The sequence below is a fragment of the Kitasatospora sp. NPDC042419 genome (assembly GCF_056437345.1).
On the sequence record NZ_JBWKAW010000015.1, the window covers coordinates 188,757 to 212,954 of the forward strand.

Below are 24,198 nucleotides of genomic sequence, written 5' to 3' on the forward strand. Positions count from 1 at the left end.
GGACGGACAGGAGACACGCGTGGCACGCGTGGCACGCGTGGACGCGTGGGAACGCAAGGGCGTCAGGACACCGCTTCAACGAAGAGGGGGGCCGTAAGTGCCGCGTCGGGAGAGTCCACTGGATCCTGGGGACGGGTCGCTGCTGCGCTTCGCAGGCGATCTGAGGGCGCTTCGGGAGCGCGCCGGCAGTCCGCCGTACCGCCAGCTCGCCGTACGGGCGCACTGTTCGGCGGCCAGCTTGTCGGTGGCCGCGGGCGGGCGGCGGCTGCCGAGCCTGGCCGTCACCCTCGCCTACGTGCAGGCCTGCGGCGGGGACGTCCGGGAGTGGCGGCACCGCTGGCAACTGCTGGCCGCCGAACTGGCCGCCGACGCCGCCACCCGGCGGCGCGCCCTGGACGGCGGGCGGGCTCCGTACCCCGGCGCGGCGGCCTTCGAGGCGGTCGACGCGGAGCGGTTCTTCGGCCGGGAGGCACTGCTGGACCGGCTGGTCTCGGTGCTGGCCGAGCGGCGGCTGGTGATCGTCACCGGGCCCTCCGGGTCGGGCAAGTCCTCACTGGTCAGAGCCGGTCTGCTGGCCCGGCTCGGCTGGGCCCCGGCGGTCGTCGGGGTGCCTGCCGGGAGAACCGCGGCCGGGGACGGAGCGGGGCGCTCCCCGGCCGGGGGCGGTGTGCCGGTGGCGCTGCTGACTCCCGGCGAACGACCGATGGAGGCGTACGCGCTCGCGCTCGCCCGGCTGGGGCAGCCGGCCGGGGAGACGGCGCGCGACACGTCCGGGCCGACGGCCGGCGATCCGGTGCTGGTGGTGGACCAGGGCGAGCAGCTGCGCACCCGCTGCCGGGACGCCGCCGAGCGGGCGCGCTTCCTGGACGCGCTGGTGGCGACGGCCGCGGGCGCTCCGGGGCAGGCCGTGGCCGGGCTGCCGGTGGCGGCGCCGCCCCGGTGCCGGGTGGTGCTGGTGGTCCGCTCGGACCAGTGCGCGCCGCTGTTCGCCGAGCACCCCGGACTGGCCGACGCCGGCCGCCACGGGGTGCTGGCGGTGGGGCGTCCGGCGCCGGAGGAGCTGCGGCGGGCGATCACCGAACCGGCGCTGCGGGCGGGCTGTACCGTCGAGGGCGCCCTGCTGGCCGTCCTCATCTCGACCGCCGCGCAGCAGCCGGGCGCGCTCCCGCTGTTGTCCGCGGCATTGCTGGCGACCTGGCGGCGGCGCAGCGGCAACGCGCTGACGCTGGCCGGTTTCCAGGCCACGGGCGGGTTCGAGGGCGCGCTGGCCCGGACGGCGGAGACGCTGTACAACGGGCTGGAGGCCGCGGACCGGAGGCTGGTGCGGGCCGTGTTCCTGCGGCTCGGTGCGGAGTTGATCGACGGGGAGCTGCTCGGGCCCGGCGGGGACGGCGCCGGTGCGGCCGCCCTGGGAGAGGGGCTGACGGCGCGCGGCGAGCTGGTGGGCGGCGACGAGGGCACCCGGAAGCCGGTCCGGCGGGCCGAGTTCGACGATCCCGGCGTTCCGGAGGTGATGGAACGGCTGGTCCGGGCCCGGCTGGTGGTGGTCGACCGGGACACCGTCGAACTCGCCCACCACGCCCTTCCGCAGGCCTGGCCGAGGCTGCGCGGGTGGTTGGCCGAGGGGCGCGAGGCACTGGGCGAGCAGCGCGCGCTCACCGCGGCGGCCCGGGGGTGGGCGGCCGCCGACCGGGACCCGGAACTGCTCTACCGGGGTGTCCGGTTGGAACAGCTGATGCGGCAGGTCGCGGCCGGGGAGCTGGCCGCCACCGGGGTCGAACGGGCCTTCCTGGCGGCCTCGGCCCGAACCGCCGCCGCCGACCGGCGCCGGGCGCAGCGCCAGCACCTGACGGTGGCCGGGGTCGCCGCGGCGAGCGGGGCCCTGCTGGCGCTGGCGGGCGGGAGCCGGATCCGCCGGGCCTGGCGGTGGTGACCCGCCGGGTCGCGGGCGGGGTACGGCGGTCCGCGGGCGCGGAGCACCGCCGGTCGCCGCGGCGTCGGGCGGGGGTGTTGTTCAGCGCCGGACCAGGGCAGCCGAACAACCGATCGATCAACCGGAGCCCGGTCGCGGCACCCCTCCCGGTGCCGATCACGGTCCTTGCGCCGCCGTCTTCCGGCCGGGTAGCTTGACGAGCGATCCCGGCCCGTCGAAAGGCGAATTCGGCTGCCCGGCCGGTGATTTCCGTACGCCGTGGCCGGCAGGAGACGGTCCGGCGATGAATCCGCACCGCGTTCCCCGGGACGGGTTCCGCACGCCCGGGGGCCTCGCCCCGCCGGGGTGCCGCGGCGCCGGGCACCGCCCGGCCCGGCCGTCGCCGTCGCGTCCCCGGAAGCCGTCGTGTCCTCGGAAGCCGTCGTGTCCGCCGCCGTATCCGCGTTTCCCTAAACCCGTGTCAAGGGGGAGTCATGTCCAGTTCGGCCCGTCCGGTGCACAGCTGGGACGAGTTCAGCACGCTGCGGGAGGTCGTCGTCGGCAGTGCCGTCGGCGCCCGGCTGCCCGAGCAGACCGAGCCGTCCTCCTGGCTGTCCTGCTTCCCGAAGACCGCCGCCGCCGACCTCGGTTCGATCCGGGTCGGCCCCTACTCGCCGCAGGTGGTGGAGGAGACGGAGGAGGACCTGGACGCGCTGGCGGCCACCCTGCGCGGCCTCGGCGTCACCGTGCACCAGCCCGAAGTGATCGACCACGCGGCCGAGTTCTCCTCCCCGCTGTGGAAGGCCGACGGCGGGTTCCACTCCTACTGCCCGCGTGACCTCACCCTGGTGGTCGGTGAGACGGTCATCGAGGTCGCCAGCCCGATGCGCCAGCGCTACTTCGAGGTCTTCGGGCTGCGCCCCCTCTTCCACGACTACCTGCGCCGCGGCGCCCGCTGGATCTCCGCTCCCCGGCCGCAACTGAGGGACGAGCTCTTCGAGTTCGACGCCGACGGGCTCCCGCTGCTGGGCGAGAGCGAGCCGGTCTTCGACGCCGCGAACGTGCTGCGGCTGGGCCGCGACGTGTTCTACCAGGTCTCCCGCAGTGGCAACGAACTCGGCCTGCGCTGGCTGGAGTCCACCCTCGGGCTGCTCGGCGACGGCGGGCTGCGCCTGCACCCGCTGCGCGACATCTACGGGTACACCCACATAGACAGCACCATCGCGCTGCTGCGGCCGGGGCTGGTGCTGCTCAACCCGGAGCGGATCGGCCCGGAGACCGTGCCGGAGCCGCTGCGGGGCTGGGACATTCTGTGGTGCCCGCCGGCCGAGCCCACCGGCGCCGCGGTCGAGAACGCGCTCAGCGAGAGCTGGATCAGCATGAACCTGCTGATGGTCTCCCCGGACACGGCGATCGTCGAGTCCGGCCAGGACGCCCTGATCAAGCAGCTGGAACACGTCGGGATCACCGTCCTGCCGCACCGGCTGCGGCACTCCCGGGTGCTCGGCGGCGGCTTCCACTGCGTCACCCTGGACATCCGGCGCGACGGCGGCCTGGAGGACTACCTGTCCTGACCCGCCCGGTGGGGGCCGGAAGCCGCCGGGGCCCGGTCGTGACGGCCGGGTGCCGGGGGCGGGCCCGGTCGTGACGGCGGACCGCCGGGGCGCGGCCGCGCGACCGGCTGCCGGGCGGTCAGCCCGCGGTGCCGCGGCGCGCGTAGGTGCGGATGCGGTAGCGCAGGCCGGACGCCGAGGTCCGCGGGCCGAGGTCCTCGGTGACGGCCCAGGCGGGACCGACGGCCGGGGCGTGGGTGTCGCCCTCGACCGATAGGTCGATCTCGGTCACCGAGAGGGTGTCGGCCCGGTCGATGGCCGAGCGGTAGAGCTGCCCGCCGCCGATCACCCAGGCCTCGGCGGCCGGGCCCGCCCCGGCCGTCTCGGCGGCCAGTCGCAGGGCCTCGTCGAGGGAGCCGGCGCGGTCGGCGCCGTCCGAGGTCCACCGCGGGTCGCGGGTGACCACGATGTTGCGCCGGCCGGGGAGCGGGCGGAACCGCGGCGGGAGCGACTCCCAGGTGCGGCGGCCCATCACCACGGGGTGCCCGAGGGTGGTCGCCTTGAAGTGTTCGAGGTCCTCGGGCAGGTGCCACGGCATCGTGTTGTCCGCGCCGATCACGCCGTCCGGGGTCTGGGCCCAGATCAGTCCGATCCTCATACCGCGACCGGTGCCTTGATGGCCGGGTGGTGCCGGTAGTCGACCACGTCCACGTCGGAGTAGGCGTAGTCGAACAGCGATTCGGCCTGCCTGAGGCGCAGCGCGGGGAAGTCGAACGGCGTGCGGGTGAGCTGTTCGGTCACCTGCTCCACGTGGTTGTCGTAGATGTGGCAGTCACCGCCGGTCCAGATGAACTCCCCGGGCGCGAGGCCCGCCTGCTGGGCGACCATGTGGGTCAGCAGGGCGTAGCCCGCGATGTTGAACGGAACCCCGAGGAACAGGTCGGCGCTGCGCTGGTAGAGCTGGCAGGAGAGCCGGCCGTCGGCCACGTAGAACTGGAACAGCGCGTGGCACGGGGCGAGCGCCATCGCGTCCAGCTCGCCGACGTTCCAGGCCGAGACGATCATCCGGCGGGAGTCCGGGTCGCTGCGCAGGGTGTCGAGGACCCGGCCGATCTGGTCGATGTGCCGACCGTCGGGGGTCGGCCAGCTGCGCCACTGCACGCCGTAGACGGGGCCGAGATCACCGTCGCGGTCGGCCCACTCGTCCCAGATGGTCACGCCGTGCTCGCGCAGCCAGCCGACGTTGGAGTCGCCGCGCAGGAACCACAGGAGCTCGTACACCACGGACTTCAGGTGCACCTTCTTGGTGGTGACCAGCGGGAACCCCTGCGCGAGGTCGTAGCGCAGCTGGTGCCCGAAGACGCTCCGGGTGCCGGTGCCCGTCCGGTCGGTCTTGGCCGTCCCGGCGGTGAGCGCGTGCTTCAACAGGTCTTCGTACTGGGTGTCCACCACGAGCGGCAAGTGTACGCGCCCGTCCGATGCCCCGATTGCCCCGATCCGGTACCCCGCGCGGCCGCGCAGCCGGGACTCCCGCGAGCGCCTACGGCCGGGCGGGGCGGACCGGGCGGCTGCTCCGGCGTTCCCGCGGCAGGAAATCTTGCGGTCCATGCATCCCGGAATGGGCGTTCACTAGCTGAGGCGAGCCGAAAAATTTCCTGTCCAGGCAAGTCCGTCGCCGCCCGCCGCCCGCCGCCCGCCGCCCGCCGCCCCGCACCCGGCCCGAGCCGCGCGGCGCACCGCCGGAGGAGGCGCAGCGGGGTCGCGCTCACCTGCCTCGGAGCGGCGGACGGCCCGCGGCCGCTCGGCGGCCCGTCGCGGCCGGCTGCGCGGTCGCCTGAGGGTTGTCCCGTAACTGATCTCTGGCAGCACGAGACGGGAGTGGCCGGCCGGGATCGCATCCCAGGTTCCCTTCAGGGAGGCGCTGACCTCGGTTCACCCCTGCGACCGCACGACACAGCAGCGGGTAGCAGACGCCATCCTCCCGACAACGTGCGGACCTCCCGACCTGGGGAGATGAGCCGGGCCCCTGTTATTGTGCGCCGATGTCAATGATCAAACAGTTCCAGGTGACCTTCGACTGCGCGGAGCCAGTGCGCCTCGCCGCCTTCTGGTGCGAGGTGCTGGGGTACGTCATGCCGGCGGTCCCGGAGGGCTTCGCCACGTGGGAGGAGTGCTACCGCTCGCTGCCGCCCGAGGATGCGGTCTACTTCGCGTGCACTGATCCCTCGGGTGTGGCTCCGCGCCTGCTCTTCCAGCGAGTTCCCGAAGGCAAGGTCGTCAAGAACCGGGTGCATCTCGATGTGCGGGCCGGCGTCGGGCTCGTGGGTGAGGAGCGCCTGGCCACACTTGAGGCCGAATGCGCGCGGCTGATGGCGCTCGGCGCGAAGCACGTGCTGACGCAGCGCGCCGATGGCGTCAACGAGTCGTGCATCACGATGCAGGACATCGAGGGCAACGAGTTCTGCCTCGCCTGATTCTCCTCCGGGACTGCGAGGTGGGGAGCCGTCTCCGGGCTCGGGGAACATCGGGGCAGCCGATATCGGATGCCCCGATGTTCCCCAAGGCCGACCTCCCGTGGACCTCTCAGGTCCCGCATGCGGCGGGAGTCATCCCGTGAGGGCGAGGTTGTGCAGGCTGGCAACGCCGTGCATCGCGTGGCGCACACCGTCGCCTCTCAAGCGGCAGTCGTGCAGGACCTTCCAGGTCTTCATACGGGCGAAGGCGTGCTCGACGTGGGCGCGAACCCGTTTGTGGCTCTTGATTGTGGGCCTCCTGCCAGTCGGGCGGTTCCTCGCCCTTGCGCCGGCGGTGCGGCATGATCAGCCCGGTGCCCAGGTAGCCGCCGTCCGCGATCGTCGTAATGTTGCCGACCGGCGGTGGACTCGCACACTCCGAAGAGCGGCGCGAGTTGGCGCAGGGTCAAGTTGGTGTGCCAGTACGCGCCACCAATGGACGGCATTCGCATCCCCTGCTGAGACGCGCCGCGAGGCGGCACCCGTGGTGCTGGACGACACCCGCGGTGCGCGGCCGCGGCCGTCCCCCGATCCGGCCGCGGCCCCGCCGGTGCTCACGCGCGCGGTCAGCACCCGCCGCCGGTGGTGGTGGAGCACGAGGATCCGGACTCGGCGGCGCCGAGGGTGATCAGCTGCGGTGCGGCGGGCGCCGAGCAGCAGCCACCACCGTCCTGGGCCGCGTCGGGCTCGTCGAAGAGGCCGGCTCCGCCGCAGACCCCGGTCTCGGGGAGGGTGAGCTCGACGCGCGCGGCTGCTTCCGCGTCGCCGGCCAGGGCGGCGGCGACGGAGCGGACCTGCTCGTAGCCGGTCATGGCGAGGAACGTCGGCGCACGGCCGTAGGACTTCATGCCGACCAGGTAGACGTCCTCCTCGGGGTGGGCGAGCTCGGCGGCGCCGTGCGGGTAGACGGTGCCGCAGGAGTGCTGGTTGGGGTCGATCAGCGGGGCGAGAGTGACGGGGGCCTGGAGGCGCTCGTCGAGGCCGAGGCGGACCTCGGACAGGAACGACAGGTCCGGACGCAGACCGGTGAGGACGACGACCCGGTCGACCGGCTCGCTGCGGTGCCCGTCCTCGGAGACGAGGACCAGTCGTTCGCCCTCGGGCTCGACGGCGGCGGTGCGGAAGCCGGTGAGGGCGCCGGCGTGGCCGTCGGCGACGGCCTGCTTGGCGCGCAGGCCCAGTGCCCCGCGGGCGGGGAGCTGGTCGGCGTCGCCGCCGCCGTAGGTGGAGCCGGTGATGCCCCGGCGCAGGACCCACACGGTGTGGGTGCCGGGCTCGTCCTCGGCGAGGTCGGCGAGGTGGGCGAGGGCGGTGAACGCGGAGGCGCCGGTACCGACGACGGCGGTGCGCCTGCCCGCGAAGCGCTCGCGCACGGCCGGGTCGGTCAGGTCGGGGATGCGGTAGGTGATGCGGCCGTTCGCGGCCCGCTCCCCGAGGGCGGGCAGGCCGTCGGCGCCGAGCGGGTTGGGGGTGGACCAGGTGCCGGAGGCGTCGATCACCGCGCGGGCGAGGATGCGCTCCTCGGATCCGTCGGCGCGCTCGACGTGGACGGTGAAGGGCTGCCCGGTGCGGCCGGAGTCGACGATGCGGTCGCGTCCGGCCCGGGCGACGCCGCTCACCCGGGCGCCGTAGCGCACACACCCGCCCAGGGCGTCGGCGAGCGGCTGCAGGTAGCGCTCGGCCCAGTCGCCGCCCGACGGGTAGGCGGTGCCGTCGGGGCGGGTCCAGCCGGTGGGGGCGAGCAGCTTCTCGGCGACGGGGTCCATCACTTCGGCCCACGGCGAGAACAGGCGCACGTGCGACCAGGCGCGCACCGCCGTGCCCGCACTCGGGCCGGCTTCCAGCACCAGGGGTTCGATGCCGCGCCCGACCAGGTGGGCGGCGGCGGCCAGGCCGATGGGCCCGGCCCCGATGACGACGACGGGCAGCTGTTCCGCGGCGGAGGCGTTCACAGTGGTCACTTCCTCTGATTCGACGTTTGTCGATGTCCTGCTGTGCGGACAGCCTGGCACTTGATTAGATGAACGTCAACATAGAAGGTCGTCGATTCCGTCGGGGCTCGGCGCTGCGCCCGTGTTCCACGCCGTCGGCTGTCGGCGTCCTGGGGTGGGGCGCCGGCGCGGCCGCGGGCCTGCCGCCCTTCCATGCTGATTCGGCGGATGTAAATATTGACGCATGTCGAACACCGTGCCGTCGCTGTCGCTGTCGCCGTTGCCGTTGCTGGAGACGGACGAGGCGGCCCCGTGCTGCCCGCCGCTGACCTCCGCCCCGCTGTCGGAGGAGGATGCGGTGAGGATGGCGGCCATGTTCAAGGCGCTCGCCGACCCGGTGCGGCTGCGGCTGTTCTCCCGGGTCGCCTCGCACGAGGGCGGTGAGGCGTGCGTGTGCGACATCCAGGACGTCGGTGTCTCCCAGCCCACCGTCTCCCATCACCTCAAGAAGCTGCGCGAGGCCGGCCTGCTCACGTCCGAGCGGCGCGGCACCTGGGTCTACTACCGCGTCGCCCCATCCGTGCTCGCCGGCATGGCCGGCCTGCTCACCGCCGCCGGCCGCTGACCTGCCCGGCCGCTGACCTGCCCGGCCGCTGACCTGCCCGGCCGTTGACCGGCCGGCCGCCACCTCGTGGCTGGCACCGGAGCCTTTCATCGACTATCGTCGATTGTCGATGAATGAGCCGAGGAGCACCAGCACCGCCCTGGACGCCGATGCCGCGCAGCTCTACGCGTCATGGTTCCGGGCGCTCGCCGACCCGACCCGGGTGCAGTTGCTGCACCTGCTCGCGGTCGAGGCGCGGCCGATGAGCGTCGGCGAGATCGTGGAGCACTCCCCGGTGGGGCAGTCCACGGTCTCCCACCACCTGAAGGTCCTCGCCGAGGTCCGCTTCGTGCTGCCCGAGAAGCAGGGCGCCTCCACCCGCTACCGGGTCAACCGCACCTGCCTGACCGTCTTCCCGGACGCGGTGCGCACCATCCTCGGCGAACCCCCGACCGCCTGCTGACCCCTGCGGAGGCCCCATGTCCCAGGCCGTGATCACCGTCGCGCCGATGACCGCCCACCACGCCGGCCAGGTCCTGGCGATCTACCGCGCCGGGATCGACGAGGGGAACGCCACCTTCGAGACCGAAGCCCCGGCCTGGGAGGCGTTCGAGGCCGCCAGGCTGCCCGAGCACCGGTACGTCGCCCTCGACGAGGACGGTCGGGTGCTGGGCTGGGTGGCCGTGTCGAGGGTCTCGGACCGGTGCGTGTACACCGGGGTGGTCGAGCACTCCGTCTACGTCCACCCCGAGGCGCGCGGCCGGGGCGTGGCCGGCCGGCTCCTCGGGGCGCTGACCGACTCCACGGAGGCGGCCGGGATCTGGACGATCCAGTCCGGCGTGTTCCCGGAGAACGCTGCCAGCCTGGCCGTCCACGCCAAGGCCGGGTTCCGCTTGATCGGCATCCGCGAACGCATCGGCCGCCACCACGGCACCTGGCGGGACGTCCTGCTGATCGAGCGCCGCAGCCCGGTGATCGGCTGACGCTGCCGCAGGCCCTCGGCCGGGCCGCCTCGGCACATCCCCGCGCGAAGGGGTGGCGGGTTCGGACGGTGGCGGAGGAACATGCGGCGATGACCATCGACATCGCCTGGGCACGCGAGGAGTTCGCCCAGTTCCTCGAACTCGCCGAGCTCTACAGGCCGGCCGCTCCGCCCGGCGTGCTGCCGCCGCCGCCCTCACGACCTGAGCCGGCCGCTCCGCCTGCGCCCGGCACCGGAGCCGGTCATCGCAAGGTATCGGTGATCTCGGCGACGGTCTGCCGGGCGGTGCGGCCGACGCCGATGAGGGTGGCGGAGGCGGATCCGGTCCAGTCTCCGTAGCCGAGCAGGTGCACTCGCGGATCGCTCACGGCGCGGGTGCCGGTGGTGGCGATGCGGCCGCGGTCGCCGGCACGAAGGCCGAGTGGGACGAGATGCGAGAGGGCGGGGCGGAATCCGGTGCACCAGATGATCGTGTCGGCCGGCCACGTCTCTCCGTCCGGCCAGTGCGGGCCGTCCGGGGTGAGGGCGGTGAACATGCGGTGGTCGGTCAGGACGCCCGCGGCGCGGGCCTGGCGCACGGGCGGGACGGCGACGATGTCGCCGAGGTCCGAGATGCGCGGACCTCCGGCCTGGACGCGGCGGGTGGCGATACCGAACAAGGCCCGGCCGTCGATCTCCTCCGGCAGGAGGCGGGCCGGGCGGCGGGTCACCCAGCGCACCGCCTCGGCGAGGCCGGTGAGGTCGGCGGCGATCTGCGCACCGGAGTTGCCGCCGCCCACCACCACGACCCGCCGGCCGGTGAAGTCCTCGGCCCGGCGGTAGTGGGTGGTGTGGAGCTGGCGTCCGGTGAACAGCTCCCGGCCGGGCACGGTGGGGATGAACGGCCTCGACCAGGTGCCGGTGGCGCTGACCAGTACCCGCGTGTGCCAGGTGCCCTCGTCGGTACGGGCCAGTAGACCGCCGCCGTCCGCGTTCTCCACGGCCCGGACCTTCACGGGGCGGTGGACGGGAAGCTCGTACCGCTTCTCGTACTCGGTCAGGTAGTTCACGACGTGAGTGGCGTCCGGCCAGTCCTGTCCGGCCTGGCCCGGCATCGGACGGCCGGGCAGGGACGAGTACGCGGCGGGGGAGAACAGCCGCAGGCTCTCCCAGTAGTGCTGCCAGGCGCCGCCAGGGGCTGCGGAGGCGTCGAGGACGGCGAAGTCGAGTCCGGCGCGCCGCAGGTGGTACCCGGCGGCCAGGCCCGCCTGGCCGGCCCCGACGACGAGGACCTGGACGCGCCGGACCCCGCTCACTCGGCGGTGGCCCCGGTGCGGTGGGTGAAGATCAGCGCGACCAGGGCCAGGCCGAGCGCGCCGCCGATCAGCTGCATGCCGACGAAGCCGGGCAGCGAGCCCGGGGCGATGCCGGCGAAGGTGTCGGTGAAGGCCCGCCCGATCGTCACCGCGGGATTGGCGAACGAGGTGGAGGAGGTGAACCAGTACGCGGCGCCGATGTAGGAGGCGACCGCGACCGGGGCGAAGCGCAGGTGGTCCGTCCTGGCCAGGCCGAAGATCAGCAGGACCAGTCCGGCGGTGGCGACGACCTCGCCGAGCAGCAGGTGCCCGGCCGAGCGGTCGTGGGTCGACCACTTCACCAACTGCTCGCCGAACATGGCGTCCGCCAGCATCGCCCCGGCGACGGCGCCGACGATCTGCGCCGGGATGTAGGCGGAGACCTCCCGCAGGCCGAGGCCCTTCGGGGCCTTGCGGCCGCTCCACCACTCGGCCAGTGTGACGACCGGGTTGAAGTGCGCGCCGGAGACCGGGCCGAGTAGCAGGATGAGGACGCCGAGGCCGAAGACGGTGGCCAGGGAGTTGGCCAGCAGTTGCAGGCCGACGTCCTTGGTGAGCTCGGTGGCCTGGATGCCGGAGCCGACCACGACCGCGACCAGGGCGGCGGTGCCGACCAGCTCGGCCGCCACCCGGTTCGGCAGCGCAGTGGCATGGGGGTACCCCCGGCCGGAGGCTGGGGGAGGCTCGACGGCGAGGGGCTCGGCCTCGGTGATCTCGGGTCTCGCCTCGTCTGTGGCGCTCAACAGGTACTCCTCGTGCAGGGCGGAGTGGGGCCGCCAGGGGTAGGGCCGGGGTGGCTCAGCAGGACCGCTTGCGGCCTTCCGCAGCGGCTTCGCGGGCGGTGGCGGCCAGCCCTGCGAACTCCCCGGCGACGGCCTCCAAGGCGTCGGCGCGGAGCTTGTAGTACGTGAAGCGCCCGCAGGGCTCGGTGTCGACCAGCCCCGCCTCGCGCAGGATCTTCAGGTGGTTCGACAGGTTCGTCTGCCGGGCGCCGGTCTCCTCGACCAGATGCGTCGTGCACAGCGCCTCCTCGGCCAGGAGGGCGACGATCTGCATCCGAAGCGGGTCGGCCAGAGCCTTCAATACGTCACTGTCGACTGATGTCACCATGGGCTGATACGTTACCCGTGTCGGGCCCGCCAGGCGAGCCCCCTACCTCCCGGCCGCCACCGGGGATGCCTGCCGAGCCATCCGCGACCGGATCGGCCCGCGCGTGGAAGCGCTCCTCGCCGAACTCGCTCCCGGCGAGCTGAAGCAGCCCCCTGCCCGTCCCGCAGCGGGCACCGCACAACCGAAGGACACCCCTGTGATGACCACCGCGCCGATCGCCTCCGTGCTGTTCGTCTGCATCCACAACGCCGGCCGCTCCCAGATGGCCGCAGGCTTCCTCGCCCACCTCGCCGCAGGCCGCGTCGAGGTCCGCTCCGCAGGCTCCGTGCCCGGCGACCAGGTCAACCCGGCCGCCGTCGCCGCGATGGCCGAGCTGGGCATCGACATCTCCGACCAGAAGCCGAAGATCCTCACCACCGAGGCCGTCCAGGCGTCCGACTACGTCATCACCATGGGCTGCGGCGACGCCTGCCCGTACTTCCCCGGCAAGAAGTACCTCGACTGGAAGCTGGACGACCCGGCCGGCCAGGGCGTCGAGGCCGTGCGCCCGATCCGCGACGAGATCAAGGGCCTCATCGAGAACCTGATCGCCGAGATCGACGCCGAGGCCGTCCAGGGCAAGGAGAGCTGAGCATCCTCACGGGGCGTCACCGTGCGCACCGCCACCGGCGCCGAGACCCTGCCCGCCCTCCGGGCAAGAAGCCGGGCCGTCCGCGCACCTGGTCCCGTCGGCAGGGGGACCTCCCAAAGGAGCCTCCCGGAGGCGTCGGTGCCGAGCCCGACGACCACGGCCTCGGGCGTTCGCCCGGCGGACTGACCACCGAACCGCACTCGGCGGTCGAGCAGGGACAGAAGTCGCTGTCCCTGCTCGTCACAGTCGGCCAGCGGCACGACAGCCCCTTGTTCCAGGCGGTCCTCGATGGCATCCGGGTACCCCGGACCGAATCGGGCCGACCCCGCACGAAGCCGGACAAGGTCCGCGCAGCCAAGGCCTACGGCTCCCGCGCGAAGCGCGCCCAACGCCCACCTGCGCAGGCACGGCGTGAAGGGCGCCATCCCAGAAAAGGGCGACCGGATTCGCCACCGCAGGAAGCTCGGTTCCCGAGGCGGCCACCCGCCCAAGTCCGACAAGGATGACTACAAGCAGCGGCACGCGGTCGAGTGCGGGATCGACCGCCTGAAACGGCACCGGGCGGTGGCCACGAGATACGACAAGCCGGCCGTGCGTTACGAGGCCACCGTACTGGTCGCAGCCATCAACGAGTGACTCTGACCGACGCAGTGCCTGCCAGTCCCGCTCACCAGTCCCGGCCGGCGATGAGCGCCTCCCCGTCTGCGTCCGTGAACCCGTATGCCGACGCGACGAACCAGAATTCATCGCCGATCCACTCACGCGCGACCGTCTCGATCTCACTTCCAGCAGCCTCGAACTCGGCTTCCAGCAGGTTGAACTCCTCCGTTGCGGCCCGGGTGAGCGCATACAGGGCCTGCAGATCCGACGGCTGCTCGGCCTCGATCCGCTCGCACAGTCGCAGCAGGATCGTCCTGCCCTGGTCTACGACGTGATCGGGGAAGTACGAGTCTTCGTACATCCCGCGCAGAAACGCGTGCTCTGCCACCTGCTGGTTCGTGATCTGCACGGCCCCTACCCCCATCCCTTCAGATGAACTGACGCGCCGATCATGCATGACGCCACTGACACGACGGCACCCATGCCGGCCAGACCACCCGTGACCAGCACTTTCACAACAGGCCCTGGCTGTCGAAGGAGGTGCAGCGGTACTTGTCGAAGCCCTTCGCGAAGTTCGACAGCACGATGACGAGGAAGCGCTGCTCGCTGCGGTTCATCCTGTCATCATGCATGAGCGGCCTCCCGCTGATCGTTGCCGCCCTGGGGCCGGAGCCGGGGCCGGGGCCGGGGCCGGGGTCGGGGTCGGGGTCGGATGGGACCTGCGGCCCGGCCGGCCGGGTACCGGCCGCGCTCTCCCCCGGGGGCCGGTGCCGATCCTCTCTCCGGACGCTGGGCGGCTGTACATCCGCGAGTTGCTCATCGGCGACGGGAACGGCAGCGGTCGGGTGGCGGCCGTTCCCCCCACGTCGACAAGCCCTGACCGCCGGGCCGTGCCTCAGTCCGCCGTCCCCCGCGCGGAGGTGTCGGGGGTGAGGCCGTCCTGCGCCTGCCGGGCGCGTTCGGCGAACAGCTGGGTGAGGAGGGTGAGTCCGGGCGCGGCGAGGCCGGCGCCCGGCCCCTGGCCGCGCACGAGGAGCAGCGTGCTGCCGACCCGGACCAGCGCGACCGCCGTGCCGCTGCCCTGGGTGCGGATGGCGCTCTGGTCGCCGATCCGGGGGACGGCCGCCGGCGTCGGCTGTTCGCCGGCGGTGCGTTCGAGCATGGCGTCGAAGGCACGGGCGGCGGTCTCGGGGGAGGTGAAGGCGGTCGCGGTGAACTCCACGGTCTGCGCCGAGGCCGCGACGAACGTGACGGTGGCGTAGGCGAGTCGACGGTCACAGGCGTCCGGCGGCAGGCAGGGGAGCGGGCCGGGGACGCCCGCACCCGTCCCGGCCCCGGTCTCGGTACCCGTCCCCGTTCCCGTCCCCGACTCCGGCGCCCGCTGCACCCGCCAGCCGATCGGCATCGCGCCCTCGTCGGGCAGCACCGCGCGGAGCAGCGCCGGGTCCCGGAGCGGCTGCGCGGCGTGCGCCAGGTCGGGCCCGCCGGGCTTCAGCAGCGGGCGCGAACTCAGGTGGATGCCGAGCGCCACCAGAGAGGTGATCAGCACCAGGGCGAGCGCCACCACGATGCCGGCGCTGCTCCGCCGCCCGGCGAGCAGCCGGGCGCGGGCGGCCTCCGGGCCCGTCCGCAGCTGGACGGTGGCGGGGCCATCCGGCCGTGGGCCCGTCCGCAGCTGCACGGTGCCGGGGTCCTTCGCCGGCGGTGCGCCGACCGGACCCGTCCGCAGCTGGACGGTCTGCGGGCCGGAGGGTGACTCGGAGGGCTTCCCGAGCTCCGTGGTGGCCAGGTACTGCGCGAACGCCACGTCGGAGGCCAGCAGTCGGGCGACGGCCGCGGTCAGCAGCGTTCGCGCCTTCGGGTCCTGCGGGTTCGCCGCGGCGGCGGCGAGCGCCTGCGACCCCTCCGGCATCATCCGCAGCCGTGCCCGCACCACGTCCGCCACCGCCTGATGCGCTCCGTCGCCGAGCAGCGCCGCCACCACGGCCGCTCCCGACCCCAGACCGTCCCCCATGGCAACTTCCCTTGCCGCACGAGTAGTTGCCTCCACCATCCCGGACCACTGCCCACTTCGTACCCACGCCGAAACGGAACGGAGACGCAACTGCAACCCCATCCGGACGAACCGGGCGGCGGGCGCGGTACGGGGACCGGTCCGCCCGGGCCGTCGGGGGTGGGGTGCTGGTGGTGTACCGGACGGGCAGGCGGGTGTTGCCGAGGGCCGGGACCGGGGGAAGGGCCGGTAGAAGGCGCGCCGGACGGGTCCGCAGGCCGTTCGGGACGGCCGCCCCCGGCGCCGGCGGGGGCGTCTTCCCCTCGTGGCGCGCGTGCGGCCTGCTGCCCCGGCTGCGCAACGAGCAGGACCCGGTGCGTTGCGCGGCGCTGTCCGCGCTCGTCCAGGTGCCCGCACGGCTGCTGACCCACGAGGCGGTACCCCTCCTCGACGCCGCCGTGCACGACGCGGTCGACGCCCGTGACTGCTCGTACGCGACCCGCGCCGCCCTGCAGCGGCTGGTCACCGAGGTGCTGCGCGAGCACGCCGTCGCCGACGGAACGGAGCTGGTCGCCTGGGCACTGCGGAGCCTGCGGCGGATCGCCGGGCAGACCGGCACGGTGGAACTCGGCCGTCTGGAGCACCGGCTGCGGCGGGGCCAGGAGCATGCCGTGTTCGCGACCCTGCGGCCGTGGCTGGACGCCATGGCCGACACCGCGGACTACTGGCTGCTGCTCACCCTGGCCCGCTCCCTCGGCCGACGCGCCCGCGGTATCCCGGAGCTGCAGGAACTCCTGCTGCACGCCCTCCAGTTCGGGTCGGACGCGGCGTTCGGCACAGCCGCCGCCCTGTGGCTGGACGACCCGCGCACCCGCGGGGCCCGGGTCGCCGAGATCCTCGAACTCGAACCCTCCGCCGCCGTCCTGGAACCGGTGCGCGCCGTCCTGGCCGAGCAGCGCACCGACCTGCTCGACCCGCTGCTCGCCCCCACCCCGCCGTACGGGCGGTTCCTCGAACGGCCGCACCGTGCGCCCCTGCCGGAGACCCGGTCGGCGAGCCGCTGGACGCCGCGCCAGTGGCGGGCCGCCGCCCGCCTCGCCGCCGCGGCGGCGAACGACGCCACCCTGCCGCTGTACGGGCGTGCCGAGGCCGTCCACGCGGCCACCCGGGCCGCCCGCTTCGCCCCGCCCGGCGATCTCGCCGAGCGGCTCGGCGATCTGCTGTCCGGGGCCCGGGACAGCAGGGTGACCAGCCGCAAGGAAGCCGTACGCCTCGCGGCGGAGCACCTGCCGTCGCGGGCCGCCGCCGACCTGCTGGTCGCCGCGTACCGCGTCGAGGGCCAGCACCGTGACGTACGTGGCCGAGCCACCGGTGCGCCGCGCCGTACTCCGGGCCGACCCGGGACGCCTCCCCGGGACCCACCGGGCCCGCTACGCCCGCCTGGTGGCCTCCGTCGCCGCCGCGCCGGAGCCGGAGGTCGCCTCGCCCGCCCTCGCCGCACTGGCGTGGTGGGCCGTCTGGGCCCCGGGGACCGCGGACGTGGCCCGACGGGCGGTCACCGATCCGGCGAACCGAGGCGCCTGGCGGGAGGCGGCCGGCACCGTCCGCGCGCTCGCCGCCTCCGGACTGCCGCACCCCCTCGGCGGCGCCGCCCCCGGCAGCCTGCTGCACGGCACCGTCGTCGAACTCGCCGCCGCCGCACGGACGGACACCCCCGACGCCGGCGAGGACCGGGACCTGCCGTCCCGCCGGAGGCTGGCCCACCTCGCCGACCTGCCCGCGGACGACGACCACCGGCCGCTGCTCGCCGGCATCGCCGACCTGCTCGCCGCCGATCCGGACCTGGCGGGCATCAGGGCGGCCGCGCTGCGCGGGCTGGTCGACCCCGCGGCCGGGCCGCAGGCGCTGACGGCGGCGCTGGGCGCGCTCGCCGACGCCCATCGGGGCCGCCCGGCGGCGGCCGCGCTCACCGCACTCGCACTGTCGCGGGAGCATGCCTCGGGACCTTTTCCGGACTACGGGTCTGTCGGCAGCGTCCGGCATGATCTCGGCATGCTGGTGTTGAAGAGCGGCACGGTTGTGCTGTCGAAGCGGCCGACGAAGCCGATGGTCGGTGCGCGGGTGGGCCACCTCATGCGGGGTGGGTCGCTGGTGCTCGAACGGGTGGAGGAGAAGCCGGGCGACTGGTATGTCCAGGTCTGGCTGCGCGAGGACAACACGTTCCAGTTGGAATACCGCGACGGCGTTCCGTCCGAGCACTACCAGACCCGGACCATCTCCCGCGAAAAAGTTGCGGAAGCAATGATCGGTTGGATGAAGCACGATCCGGTCTGGAAGAACGCCTTCCAGCGGACCAACATCGGGTCCATGTTCGAAGGCGACTACCAGGGCGACTGCTGACACGGCACCGCTCACGTGTGCTGAGGACCGATAGATGTCACTTGGGCGCGATAGTTGTCACCAGCCGCTTCGGCGCAACTCGACGCGCTGGGCCGTCTGCTGTCGGGCAACGCAGTCAAGACGCGCAGCCGTAGGCACTGCTGATCTTGACTCCCGAGCCCGGACTCGTCCGGTTGTATTCCCCTGGGTGTGACGCTCCTCCAGCAGTGAGAACCTGCGTCGATCGCACCCACTTGGACCGGCGTAGTCTGCCCCGCCCCCTGTTCTGACATCATGCGCGTTCCGGGCCGCATCCGTCAGCGAGTGCTGGCCGGAGCCCGTTCCGTACTCCCGCTCTGTTGAAAGACGGTCTTCATGGCCCGCACAACCCCGCCCCGCCGCACGGACATCGCTGTGGTCTTCCCGGAACTGGCACCTCTCGCACGGCAGACAGTCCGCCTGCACCCGCGTCTGGGCGCGCCGACCGTTCACGACAGCTCGGTCGGCGGCCCGATGCTGTGGCCGGCCGGGGAGCCCTGGCCGGTCTGCCAGGGCCCGCACCCGGAGGACGACCTGCCGCCGGTGTCGCCGGCCGAGGTCAGGCTGCGCCGTGAGCTCCACAAGGCCGGCCAGGCGGGCTGGAGCACGACCGAGGAGTGGCGGGCGGCGCTCAATGCGACGTACCAGGGGCACCCGTGGTGCGGGGAGCCGAACGCCCTGCTGCCGGTGGCCCAGCTCTATGCACGCGACATACCCGGCCTGCCCTGCCCTCAGGGCGCGGACCTGCTCCAGGTGCTGTGGTGCCCGCTGAACCACGAACCGCAGTGGATGCCCGCCGCCAGGGTGGTGTGGCGCTCCTCCACGGAGGTGGGCGAGCTGCTGGCCGAGGTGCCGCAGCCTGCGGACGTGCCGCACTACGGTGACTACGTGCCCGAGCCGTGCGTGCTGCACCCCGAGGTAGTGACCGAGTACCAGTCGCCGTTCGAGCTGGAAGACGACCTCAGGGAGCGCATCGAGGACTGGTGCGAGAGGGAGTTCACCGGCGCCGATCCCCGATACCTCTATCCCGAGGAGTTCCGGGCCTACTACCAGTACGAGCTGTCGGTCGCCCCGGGGTGGAAGGTGGGCGGCTGGGGGCCGTGGAGTTTTTGCGATCCCTGGGTCATGCGGTGTGCGACCTGCGACTGCGTCATGCGTCCACTGCTGACGATCAGCTCCGGCGCTCTGGACGGCAACAGCTGGGACCCCGTCGAGGACCGGGACCTCAACGAGGACATCGGCATCATGATCGGGCGAAGCTACAACATGCAGCTCTACTACTGCCCCTCGTCCTTCGACCACCCGCACCGGGAGATCATGCAGTAGCACGCGCCGATGGTGGCCGACCAGGTGCGGCGCTGCGTCCAAGGCTCGGCGATCCAATCCACTTGCTTGCACCGGCCGGGCCGCAACCGACGCCTCTGCGGCACACACGCGCCATCGGACCAGCCCTTCACACCACCCGGTGCAAGTCTTCTGCGAACAGAAGGTGACAGAAAAGCTGAGCAACCGCCCTGGGGGACAACCACCGATCCTCGCCGCTCGACCACGCCTAGTAAGGGGGTGACCTGCGGTGACAGTATCGCGCTTCGGCACGTCACGGGCTGGCCGGCTTCAAGACGCGGGGCAGGTGGACGTGGAGGTGCTCGACCTCGACCTGGTGGCCGCTGTGTCGAATTTCGGTGGCAAGGATTTCGGTAAGTCCGGATGCCCTGTGCCGACCTCCGGTGTCCCGTCTCGCTCGACCTGGTCCCAGTCTCAAATGACTTGGTTCGATTCGCTTGGCGTCTCAATTGATCTGGTCCGGCAGGGTGGGTTGGGTCGGATACGGTGCTGATATGGCAGAGGCCCTTCCCCCTGACGTGGCTGACATTCTCGACGTCCTTCTCAGCAGCGACGATTCCGTTCATCTGGCGCTCCGCGATCAAGTACCCCACCTCCGGGTTCGAGAGCGCTGTACCTGTGGATGTGGCACCGCCTACTTCGAGCTCGACACCGCATCGGTCCGACCGGCGCCCTCCGGGGCGAGCACGGTGGTAGTAGCAGCAGCACAGATCTACACGGGAACGGCGATTGCCCTGGCGAAGTCCTGGTCTTTGCCGAGGCGGGCTACTGAACTTGATTGGGTGATGTCGGTGCCGTTCGCCTGACAGTTGGTGTCGGCACCGGTAGCCCTGGGGTGTGAGATACGCGCAGGGCGGCGGGCTGACCGACGCCGAGAGAACCACGCGAGAGCGGTTACGGCTTCAGGCCGTGGAGCGTTTCGAGGGTGGGCAGAGGACCGCGGAGATTGCCGCTGCCCTGCGGATCAGCGTGCGGTCGGTCGAGCGGTGGCGCCGGGCCTGGCGCGAGGGCGGAGAAGCTGGAGTCCGATCGAAGGGGTCGCCGGGAAGACCTCGACTCAGCGAAGCCCAGATTGCCAGGCTGGAGCGGGAGTTGGAGTGTGGCCCGTTGGCTCACGGCTGGGCGGACCAGCGGTGGACGCTGGCGCGGATCAAGACGCTGATCGGCCGGCTGTTCCATGTCTCGTACACGGTGGAGGGCACCTGGCGGCTGTTGAAGCGGCACGGCTGGAGCTGGCAGCAACCCACTCGACGGGCAATCGAGCGCGATGACGACGCGGTCGAGGTGTGGAAGGAGGAGACCTGGCCGCGGGTAAGAGCACCGCGGCGGAGCGCGGGGCCTCGATCGTCTTCGAGGACGAGGCCGGGCAGTCGATGACTCCGCCGCGTGCCAGGACCTGGGGCCGGATCGGCCGGACACCGGTCGTTCGGGTGAGGGGCCGGGGCTCGGGGCGCGTGTCGACGGCGGGCATGGCCTGCTACAAGCCGGGCGAGCGATCCAGGTTGATCTACGCGATCCGCGAGTACCGGGGCCGCAAGGACGAGCCGAAGGGCTTCGGCTGGCGCGACTTCCGCGACCTGATCGTCAGCGCCCGCATCCAGCTCGGCGGCTCGATCGTGCTGGTCTGGGACAACGTCCGCCTGCACCTGACGGCCGGCATGCGGGAGTTCATCGACGCGAACGCCGAGTGGCTCACCGTGTTCCAGCTGCCCACCTATGCTCCGGACCTCAACCCGACCGAGGGCGTCTGGTCGCTGGTCAAGCGTGACATCGGCAACCTCGCCGCGGCCGACCTCGGCCAGGTCACCCGCGCCGTGAAGCGCAAACTGAAGATGCTGCAGTACCGGCCGGAGGTCATCGACGGCTGCCTCGCCGGCACCGACCTGGCCCTGGACCTGTGAGCGTCGAGTCGGCGGACCCGAATTTGGTCGAAGCCCAAAGTCGCTGGTCAGCTACGGTGGCGGGCATGACCGACAGCCTGCCCGAGGACGTAGCCGACGTGCTTGACCTCGTCCTGAACCCGGACGAGCCCGCCCACGACGCCCTCCGACGGCAGGTGCCCCAACTCAGGGTGCAGTCCCGTTGTATGTGCGGCTGCGGCACTGCCTACTTCGGACTCGACGCCGACGCTCTGGAGCCCGCGCCAACGGGGCCCGGCACCGTTGTGGCTGCCGACGTACAGCTGTTCACCGACACCGGCGAGTGCCCCGGCGAGGTCCTGGTCTTCGCGCAAGGCGGCTACCTCTCATGGCTGGAGGTCTGCTCATGGAGCGATGACATCGAGGTGAATCTCGCTGCGGCGCGGCGCTGGCTGCATCCACCGTCCTGAACCCGAGCCGGCAACATCCGGCGGTTTCGGATCCTGACGCCTCCGCCACGAGCCGACCGACATCACGAGTTCAAGTTCAGTACCCGCGGGGAAATCGACCGGCACCGGAAAACCGGACAGCCCCGAACGACAACCGGACGCTCCCCGACTCGACCGCGCCGACCGGAGCATCCGCCTCGGGTGGGGCAGGGCCGCAGCGCCCCCGGGGCCGCACCCGCCGGGTCATGCCGGGAACGACCCGACGACCGAACTGTGACGGCACACCGCCGATGCTTCGTCCTCCTGCCGATGGCGGCGGACGACCGCCCCGGCGGTTCCGGATACGGCCGTCGGTCGCAACGTGTGGCGACGGTCGCCGCGGCAAGTCCGGACCTGGCCCGCAGGGCTCTCGCACGGGGCGCGGCGAGTACCCGGTCGAGGGCCTCCGGCGGCTCCCGCGGCGCGGCGCGATGACGGGCACCGCCTTCACCGGCACCGACCGGCGATCTCCGTCGGTGCCATCGTCCGGCGTGCCTGACTCGCGCCCTCCGCCGAGGGCTGCGGCACATCCGGCTCCGGGCATCCCCATCGAAGGATGCCCGACCGGCACCGGTCCGACCCTCGACGCCTCAACACCACCCCGAACAAGCCGAAATCGACGAACGGGGTCGAGATGCGGCACCTGATTCGAAGGAGCAGACTGAAACGGATACTGGAGCGGTGGCGGAACCGGGCGTCCGAGGATTCCGGACGCGTTTCGCAGCCCTTTCGTCCGGTCGTGCCGCGCGATCGCCGAACACGTCACCCGCTCGTCGACATCGAGCTGCAGCTCCTCATCGGTTGCGAAATCGACTCAAGGGCAGGAAAACAGCCACTGTCGGCGACAGGCCGTGCGAGCCACCGGGCAAGGAAACCGGCCGCGCGACGTGGAGATCAGGAGGAGGAAATGCCATGGCCGAGAAGAGAATTGACGTCACATTGGCGGCCATAACCAATACGGGAACTTCCCACGTATCACCGAAGGGCGTCATCAACATTCGCACGGTCCGCGCCGTCGACGACGAGCAGGAATTCCAGTCCGAGAATCTCTACCAGAGAAGCGACGGACAACCGATGCATCCGAGCGGGGCGCAGTCCCTCGCACCGGGCCAGAGCCTCACGTACAGCGTCACGAGGCGACTCACCGTTTCCCACTTCGGAGAGGAGAGCACGGGGCACCTCAATCAGATGATGATCTTCGACCCCGATCTGACACAGGACATCGTCGAGCTCGGCAGCGTCGACACGGTGCATTATTTCGGCTGCTTCAAGCGCAAGGTACGCTTCGATGAACTGGCGGGATTCCAGACGATCGATTGCCTGCACAACATAGCGGCGCTGGCCGGTCACGACTGCAGATTCACGGCGACCTACACGATAAATGTCGTCTCTTCATCCGGATAGCGGGTAGCCGGAAAGGACTCCGGGAAACCACGTGACCACAGCCCTCGGGGAATTTCGTGCCCCGGCGGCGATCCTGCGATCTCGGCCTGCCCAGCCGGCGACCACCTCGATCGGTCGCCGGCCCCTCGTACTCGGGCGGGGCCGTCCTGGTACGGCGCTACTGAACTTGAATGCGTGATGTCGGTCAGCTGTCGGTGATCAGGCCGGTGCCGGCGAGGCAGCCGTCGACCAGGTCTGGGCGGTACTGGATCTGTTTGAGTCTGCGCTTGACGGCGCGGGTGATCTGGCCGAGGTCGGCTGCGGCGAGGTTGCCGATGTCGCGTTCTACCAGCGACCAGATGCCCACCTGCGGGTTCAAGTCAGGTGATTAATTCGGAAGTTGGAAGACGGTGAGCCAGTCGGCGTGGTCGGCGATGAACTGCCGCATCGGTTCGACCAGGTGCATGCGCAGGTTGTCCCACACGAGCACGATCGGGCCGCGGAGCTGGATGTGCGCCCTGACCAGGAGGTCGCGCAGGTCGCGCCAGCCGATGCCCTTCGGCTCGCCCTTGCGGCCCCGGTACTCGCGGATCGAGTAGAACATCCGGGACCGCTTCCTCGGCTTATAGCAGGTCAGCCCGGCCATGGACACCCGGCCCGAGCCCCGGCCGCGCACCCGGACCACCGGCGTGCAGCCCCTGCGTCCCCAGCTTTTCGCGCGCGGCGGCGTCATCGACTGGCCTGCTTCGTCCTCGAAGACGATCCAGCCGTCGCACGCCGCCGCGGTGCTCTTACCAGCGGCCAGGTCTCCTTCTTCCAGACCTCGACCGCCTGGTCGTCGCGTTCGATCACCCGCCGGGCCGGCTGCTGCCAGGACCAGCCGTGCCGTCTCAGCAGTCGCCAGGTGCCCTCCACCGTGTAGCTCACGTGGAACAGCCGGCCGATCAGCGTCTTGATCCGCGCCAGCGTCCACCGCTGGTCCGGCCAGCCGTGAGCCAGCGGCCCGCGCTCCAACTCCCGCTCCAGCCTGGCGATCTGAGCCGGACCGAGCCTCGGGCGGCCCGGTGATCCCTTCGACTGGACGCCGGCCTCTCTACGCTCGTGCCAGGCCAGGCGCCACCGTTTCACCGACCGCTCGCTCACCCGCAGCGCGGCAGCGATCTCCCGGTTCTTCTCCCCGCCCTCGAAGCGTTCCACGGCCTGCAGCCGGATCCGCTCCCGCGCGGCCCTCTCGACGTCGGTCAACCCGCCGCCCTGCGCGTACCTCACGAACCCAGGGCTATCGGAGCCCGCCCACCGCTGTCAGGCGAACGGCTCCGACATCACTCAATCAAGTTCAGTATCTGTCGTGGCTGGAGGTCTGCTCGTGGAGCGACGACATCAAGGTCACGCTGGCCCTGGCCCAGCAGGCGCTGTGCCACTGACCCACCCATGCTGGGCTGCATCGACCAGATTGCCTGAGACGGGCTGTCACCCGTTCGCGTGACGCGATCCGGTTCCGGGCCACGGTGATCCGCAGGATGCCCCACTCTCGCACTGCCAG

At 72.0% G+C, this 24,198-nt stretch carries 21 protein-coding genes and 2 pseudogenes; 13 read left to right on the top strand and 10 right to left on the bottom strand.

The window, feature by feature from the left end; translation table 11 throughout:
• The first annotated feature begins 244 nt into the window (after window positions 1–244).
• The gene (locus tag AC067J_RS26275) at window positions 245–1,933 is read left to right on the top strand and encodes an ATP-binding protein (protein ID WP_478303199.1); all 1,689 of its coding nucleotides are present in this window, start codon (window positions 245–247) and stop codon (window positions 1,931–1,933) included.
• Between the two features lie 473 nt (window positions 1,934–2,406).
• The gene (locus AC067J_RS26280; RefSeq protein ID WP_478303127.1) at window positions 2,407–3,486 is read left to right on the top strand and encodes an inosamine-phosphate amidinotransferase 1; all 1,080 of its coding nucleotides are present in this window, start codon (window positions 2,407–2,409) and stop codon (window positions 3,484–3,486) included.
• 118 nt (window positions 3,487–3,604) lie between these two features.
• Here AC067J_RS26280 and AC067J_RS26285 read toward each other — a convergent pair whose 3' ends face one another.
• On the bottom strand, window positions 3,605–4,123 hold the full coding sequence (locus tag AC067J_RS26285; protein WP_478303129.1) for a dihydrofolate reductase: 519 nt from the start codon (window positions 4,121–4,123) through the stop codon (window positions 3,605–3,607).
• Window positions 4,120–4,917: a thymidylate synthase gene (locus AC067J_RS26290; RefSeq protein WP_478303131.1), complete on the bottom strand. Its 798-nt coding sequence runs from the start codon at window positions 4,915–4,917 to the stop codon at window positions 4,120–4,122. Before AC067J_RS26290 ends, AC067J_RS26285 begins: the two co-directional genes overlap by 4 nt.
• Before the next feature lie 590 nt (window positions 4,918–5,507).
• On the opposite strand from AC067J_RS26290, the gene AC067J_RS26295 reads away from it, so the two are divergent.
• Window positions 5,508–5,939 carry a VOC family protein gene (locus AC067J_RS26295; protein WP_478303133.1) on the top strand — a complete coding sequence of 144 codons (432 nt, stop codon included), beginning with the start codon at window positions 5,508–5,510 and terminating at the stop codon, window positions 5,937–5,939.
• A gap of 132 nt (window positions 5,940–6,071) precedes the next feature.
• On the opposite strand, the pseudogene AC067J_RS26300 reads toward AC067J_RS26295, so the two are convergent.
• Together AC067J_RS26300 and AC067J_RS26305 are read right to left on the bottom strand one after the other, a co-directional pair.
• A pseudogene (locus AC067J_RS26300) lies at window positions 6,072–6,384 on the bottom strand (transposase family protein); the annotation flags it as partial.
• Between the two features lie 160 nt (window positions 6,385–6,544).
• A complete protein-coding gene (locus AC067J_RS26305) occupies window positions 6,545–7,930 on the bottom strand; it encodes an NAD(P)-binding domain-containing protein (RefSeq protein WP_478303201.1) in 1,386 nt (461 codons plus the stop codon).
• A 223-nt stretch (window positions 7,931–8,153) separates the two neighbouring features.
• Here AC067J_RS26305 and AC067J_RS26310 point away from each other — a divergent pair, with 223 nt between their 5' ends.
• The 3 genes from AC067J_RS26310 to AC067J_RS26320 all read left to right on the top strand — a co-directional run bounded on the left by AC067J_RS26310 (window position 8,154) and on the right by AC067J_RS26320 (window position 9,496).
• On the top strand, window positions 8,154–8,534 hold the full coding sequence (locus AC067J_RS26310; RefSeq protein ID WP_478303134.1) for a metalloregulator ArsR/SmtB family transcription factor: 381 nt from the start codon (window positions 8,154–8,156) through the stop codon (window positions 8,532–8,534).
• Window positions 8,535–8,643: 109 nt separating this feature from the next.
• Window positions 8,644–8,976, top strand: coding sequence for an ArsR/SmtB family transcription factor (locus tag AC067J_RS26315; RefSeq protein WP_478303136.1), 333 nt, complete (start codon window positions 8,644–8,646; stop codon window positions 8,974–8,976).
• 16 nt (window positions 8,977–8,992) lie between these two features.
• The gene (locus AC067J_RS26320; protein WP_478303138.1) at window positions 8,993–9,496 is read left to right on the top strand and encodes an N-acetyltransferase family protein; all 504 of its coding nucleotides are present in this window, start codon (window positions 8,993–8,995) and stop codon (window positions 9,494–9,496) included.
• A gap of 241 nt (window positions 9,497–9,737) precedes the next feature.
• Here AC067J_RS26320 and AC067J_RS26325 read toward each other — a convergent pair whose 3' ends face one another.
• Genes AC067J_RS26325 through AC067J_RS26335 form a run of 3 tightly spaced genes read right to left on the bottom strand, consistent with a single transcriptional unit; the run spans window position 9,738 to window position 11,939 of the window.
• Window positions 9,738–10,790: an ArsO family NAD(P)H-dependent flavin-containing monooxygenase gene (locus AC067J_RS26325; protein ID WP_478303140.1), complete on the bottom strand. Its 1,053-nt coding sequence runs from the start codon at window positions 10,788–10,790 to the stop codon at window positions 9,738–9,740.
• Window positions 10,787–11,572, bottom strand: coding sequence for an aquaporin (locus AC067J_RS26330; RefSeq protein WP_478303142.1), 786 nt, complete (start codon window positions 11,570–11,572; stop codon window positions 10,787–10,789). Before AC067J_RS26330 ends, AC067J_RS26325 begins: the two co-directional genes overlap by 4 nt.
• A 55-nt stretch (window positions 11,573–11,627) precedes the next feature.
• Window positions 11,628–11,939: an ArsR/SmtB family transcription factor gene (locus AC067J_RS26335; RefSeq protein WP_478303143.1), complete on the bottom strand. Its 312-nt coding sequence runs from the start codon at window positions 11,937–11,939 to the stop codon at window positions 11,628–11,630.
• 199 nt (window positions 11,940–12,138) lie between these two features.
• Here AC067J_RS26335 and AC067J_RS26340 point away from each other — a divergent pair, with 199 nt between their 5' ends.
• Both AC067J_RS26340 and AC067J_RS26345 read left to right on the top strand, forming a co-directional pair.
• Window positions 12,139–12,570, top strand: a complete 432-nt coding sequence (locus AC067J_RS26340) for an arsenate reductase ArsC (RefSeq protein ID WP_478303145.1) — start codon at window positions 12,139–12,141, stop codon at window positions 12,568–12,570.
• A 411-nt stretch (window positions 12,571–12,981) separates the two neighbouring features.
• Complete coding sequence (locus tag AC067J_RS26345; protein ID WP_478303147.1) at window positions 12,982–13,206, top strand: hypothetical protein; 225 nt, start codon at window positions 12,982–12,984, stop codon at window positions 13,204–13,206.
• 31 nt (window positions 13,207–13,237) lie between these two features.
• Here AC067J_RS26345 and AC067J_RS26350 read toward each other — a convergent pair whose 3' ends face one another.
• Together AC067J_RS26350 and AC067J_RS26355 are read right to left on the bottom strand one after the other, a co-directional pair.
• The gene (locus AC067J_RS26350) at window positions 13,238–13,579 is read right to left on the bottom strand and encodes a DUF5713 family protein (protein ID WP_478303149.1); all 342 of its coding nucleotides are present in this window, start codon (window positions 13,577–13,579) and stop codon (window positions 13,238–13,240) included.
• A gap of 486 nt (window positions 13,580–14,065) precedes the next feature.
• A complete protein-coding gene (locus AC067J_RS26355) occupies window positions 14,066–15,184 on the bottom strand; it encodes a hypothetical protein (protein ID WP_478303151.1) in 1,119 nt (372 codons plus the stop codon).
• A 1,335-nt stretch (window positions 15,185–16,519) separates the two neighbouring features.
• Between AC067J_RS26355 and AC067J_RS26360 the strand changes: the two genes are divergently transcribed.
• The 5 genes from AC067J_RS26360 to AC067J_RS26380 all read left to right on the top strand — a co-directional run bounded on the left by AC067J_RS26360 (window position 16,520) and on the right by AC067J_RS26380 (window position 22,676).
• Window positions 16,520–17,563, top strand: coding sequence for a hypothetical protein (locus AC067J_RS26360; protein ID WP_478303153.1), 1,044 nt, complete (start codon window positions 16,520–16,522; stop codon window positions 17,561–17,563).
• Window positions 17,564–17,917: 354 nt separating this feature from the next.
• On the top strand, window positions 17,918–18,907 hold the full coding sequence (locus tag AC067J_RS26365) for a hypothetical protein (protein ID WP_478303155.1): 990 nt from the start codon (window positions 17,918–17,920) through the stop codon (window positions 18,905–18,907).
• 855 nt (window positions 18,908–19,762) lie between these two features.
• Window positions 19,763–20,826 (top strand): IS630 family transposase gene (locus tag AC067J_RS26370; RefSeq protein WP_478303156.1). Its coding sequence is split into 2 segments (ribosomal slippage): window positions 19,763–20,219 and window positions 20,219–20,826, totalling 1,065 coding nucleotides; the frame shifts between segments, so codons are not numbered across the junction.
• Between the two features lie 65 nt (window positions 20,827–20,891).
• Complete coding sequence (locus AC067J_RS26375) at window positions 20,892–21,254, top strand: hypothetical protein (protein WP_478303158.1); 363 nt, start codon at window positions 20,892–20,894, stop codon at window positions 21,252–21,254.
• 930 nt (window positions 21,255–22,184) lie between these two features.
• A complete protein-coding gene (locus AC067J_RS26380; RefSeq protein WP_478303160.1) occupies window positions 22,185–22,676 on the top strand; it encodes a hypothetical protein in 492 nt (163 codons plus the stop codon).
• Window positions 22,677–22,860: 184 nt separating this feature from the next.
• Here the strand turns inward: AC067J_RS26380 and AC067J_RS26385 are convergent.
• A pseudogene (locus tag AC067J_RS26385) lies at window positions 22,861–23,924 on the bottom strand (IS630 family transposase).
• Window positions 23,925–24,198: the final 274 nt, after the last annotated feature.

Bases quoted from the DNA above. Each gene is read 5' to 3' on its own strand.
- AC067J_RS26320 (WP_478303138.1), top strand. From the start codon at position 8,993: ATGTCCCAGGCCGTGATCACCGTCGCGCCGATGACCGCCCACCACGCC.
- AC067J_RS26375 (WP_478303158.1), top strand. From the start codon at position 20,892: ATGACCGACAGCCTGCCCGAGGACGTAGCCGACGTGCTTGACCTCGTC.
- AC067J_RS26295 (WP_478303133.1), top strand. From the start codon at position 5,508: ATGTCAATGATCAAACAGTTCCAGGTGACCTTCGACTGCGCGGAGCCA.
- AC067J_RS26335 (WP_478303143.1), bottom strand. From the start codon at position 11,939: ATGGTGACATCAGTCGACAGTGACGTATTGAAGGCTCTGGCCGACCCG.
- AC067J_RS26365 (WP_478303155.1), top strand. From the start codon at position 17,918: ATGGCCCGCACAACCCCGCCCCGCCGCACGGACATCGCTGTGGTCTTC.
- AC067J_RS26280 (WP_478303127.1), top strand. From the start codon at position 2,407: ATGTCCAGTTCGGCCCGTCCGGTGCACAGCTGGGACGAGTTCAGCACG.
- AC067J_RS26340 (WP_478303145.1), top strand. From the start codon at position 12,139: ATGACCACCGCGCCGATCGCCTCCGTGCTGTTCGTCTGCATCCACAAC.
- AC067J_RS26355 (WP_478303151.1), bottom strand. From the start codon at position 15,184: ATGGGGGACGGTCTGGGGTCGGGAGCGGCCGTGGTGGCGGCGCTGCTC.
- AC067J_RS26285 (WP_478303129.1), bottom strand. From the start codon at position 4,123: ATGAGGATCGGACTGATCTGGGCCCAGACCCCGGACGGCGTGATCGGC.
- AC067J_RS26380 (WP_478303160.1), top strand. From the start codon at position 22,185: ATGGCCGAGAAGAGAATTGACGTCACATTGGCGGCCATAACCAATACG.
- AC067J_RS26310 (WP_478303134.1), top strand. From the start codon at position 8,154: ATGTCGAACACCGTGCCGTCGCTGTCGCTGTCGCCGTTGCCGTTGCTG.
- AC067J_RS26315 (WP_478303136.1), top strand. From the start codon at position 8,644: ATGAATGAGCCGAGGAGCACCAGCACCGCCCTGGACGCCGATGCCGCG.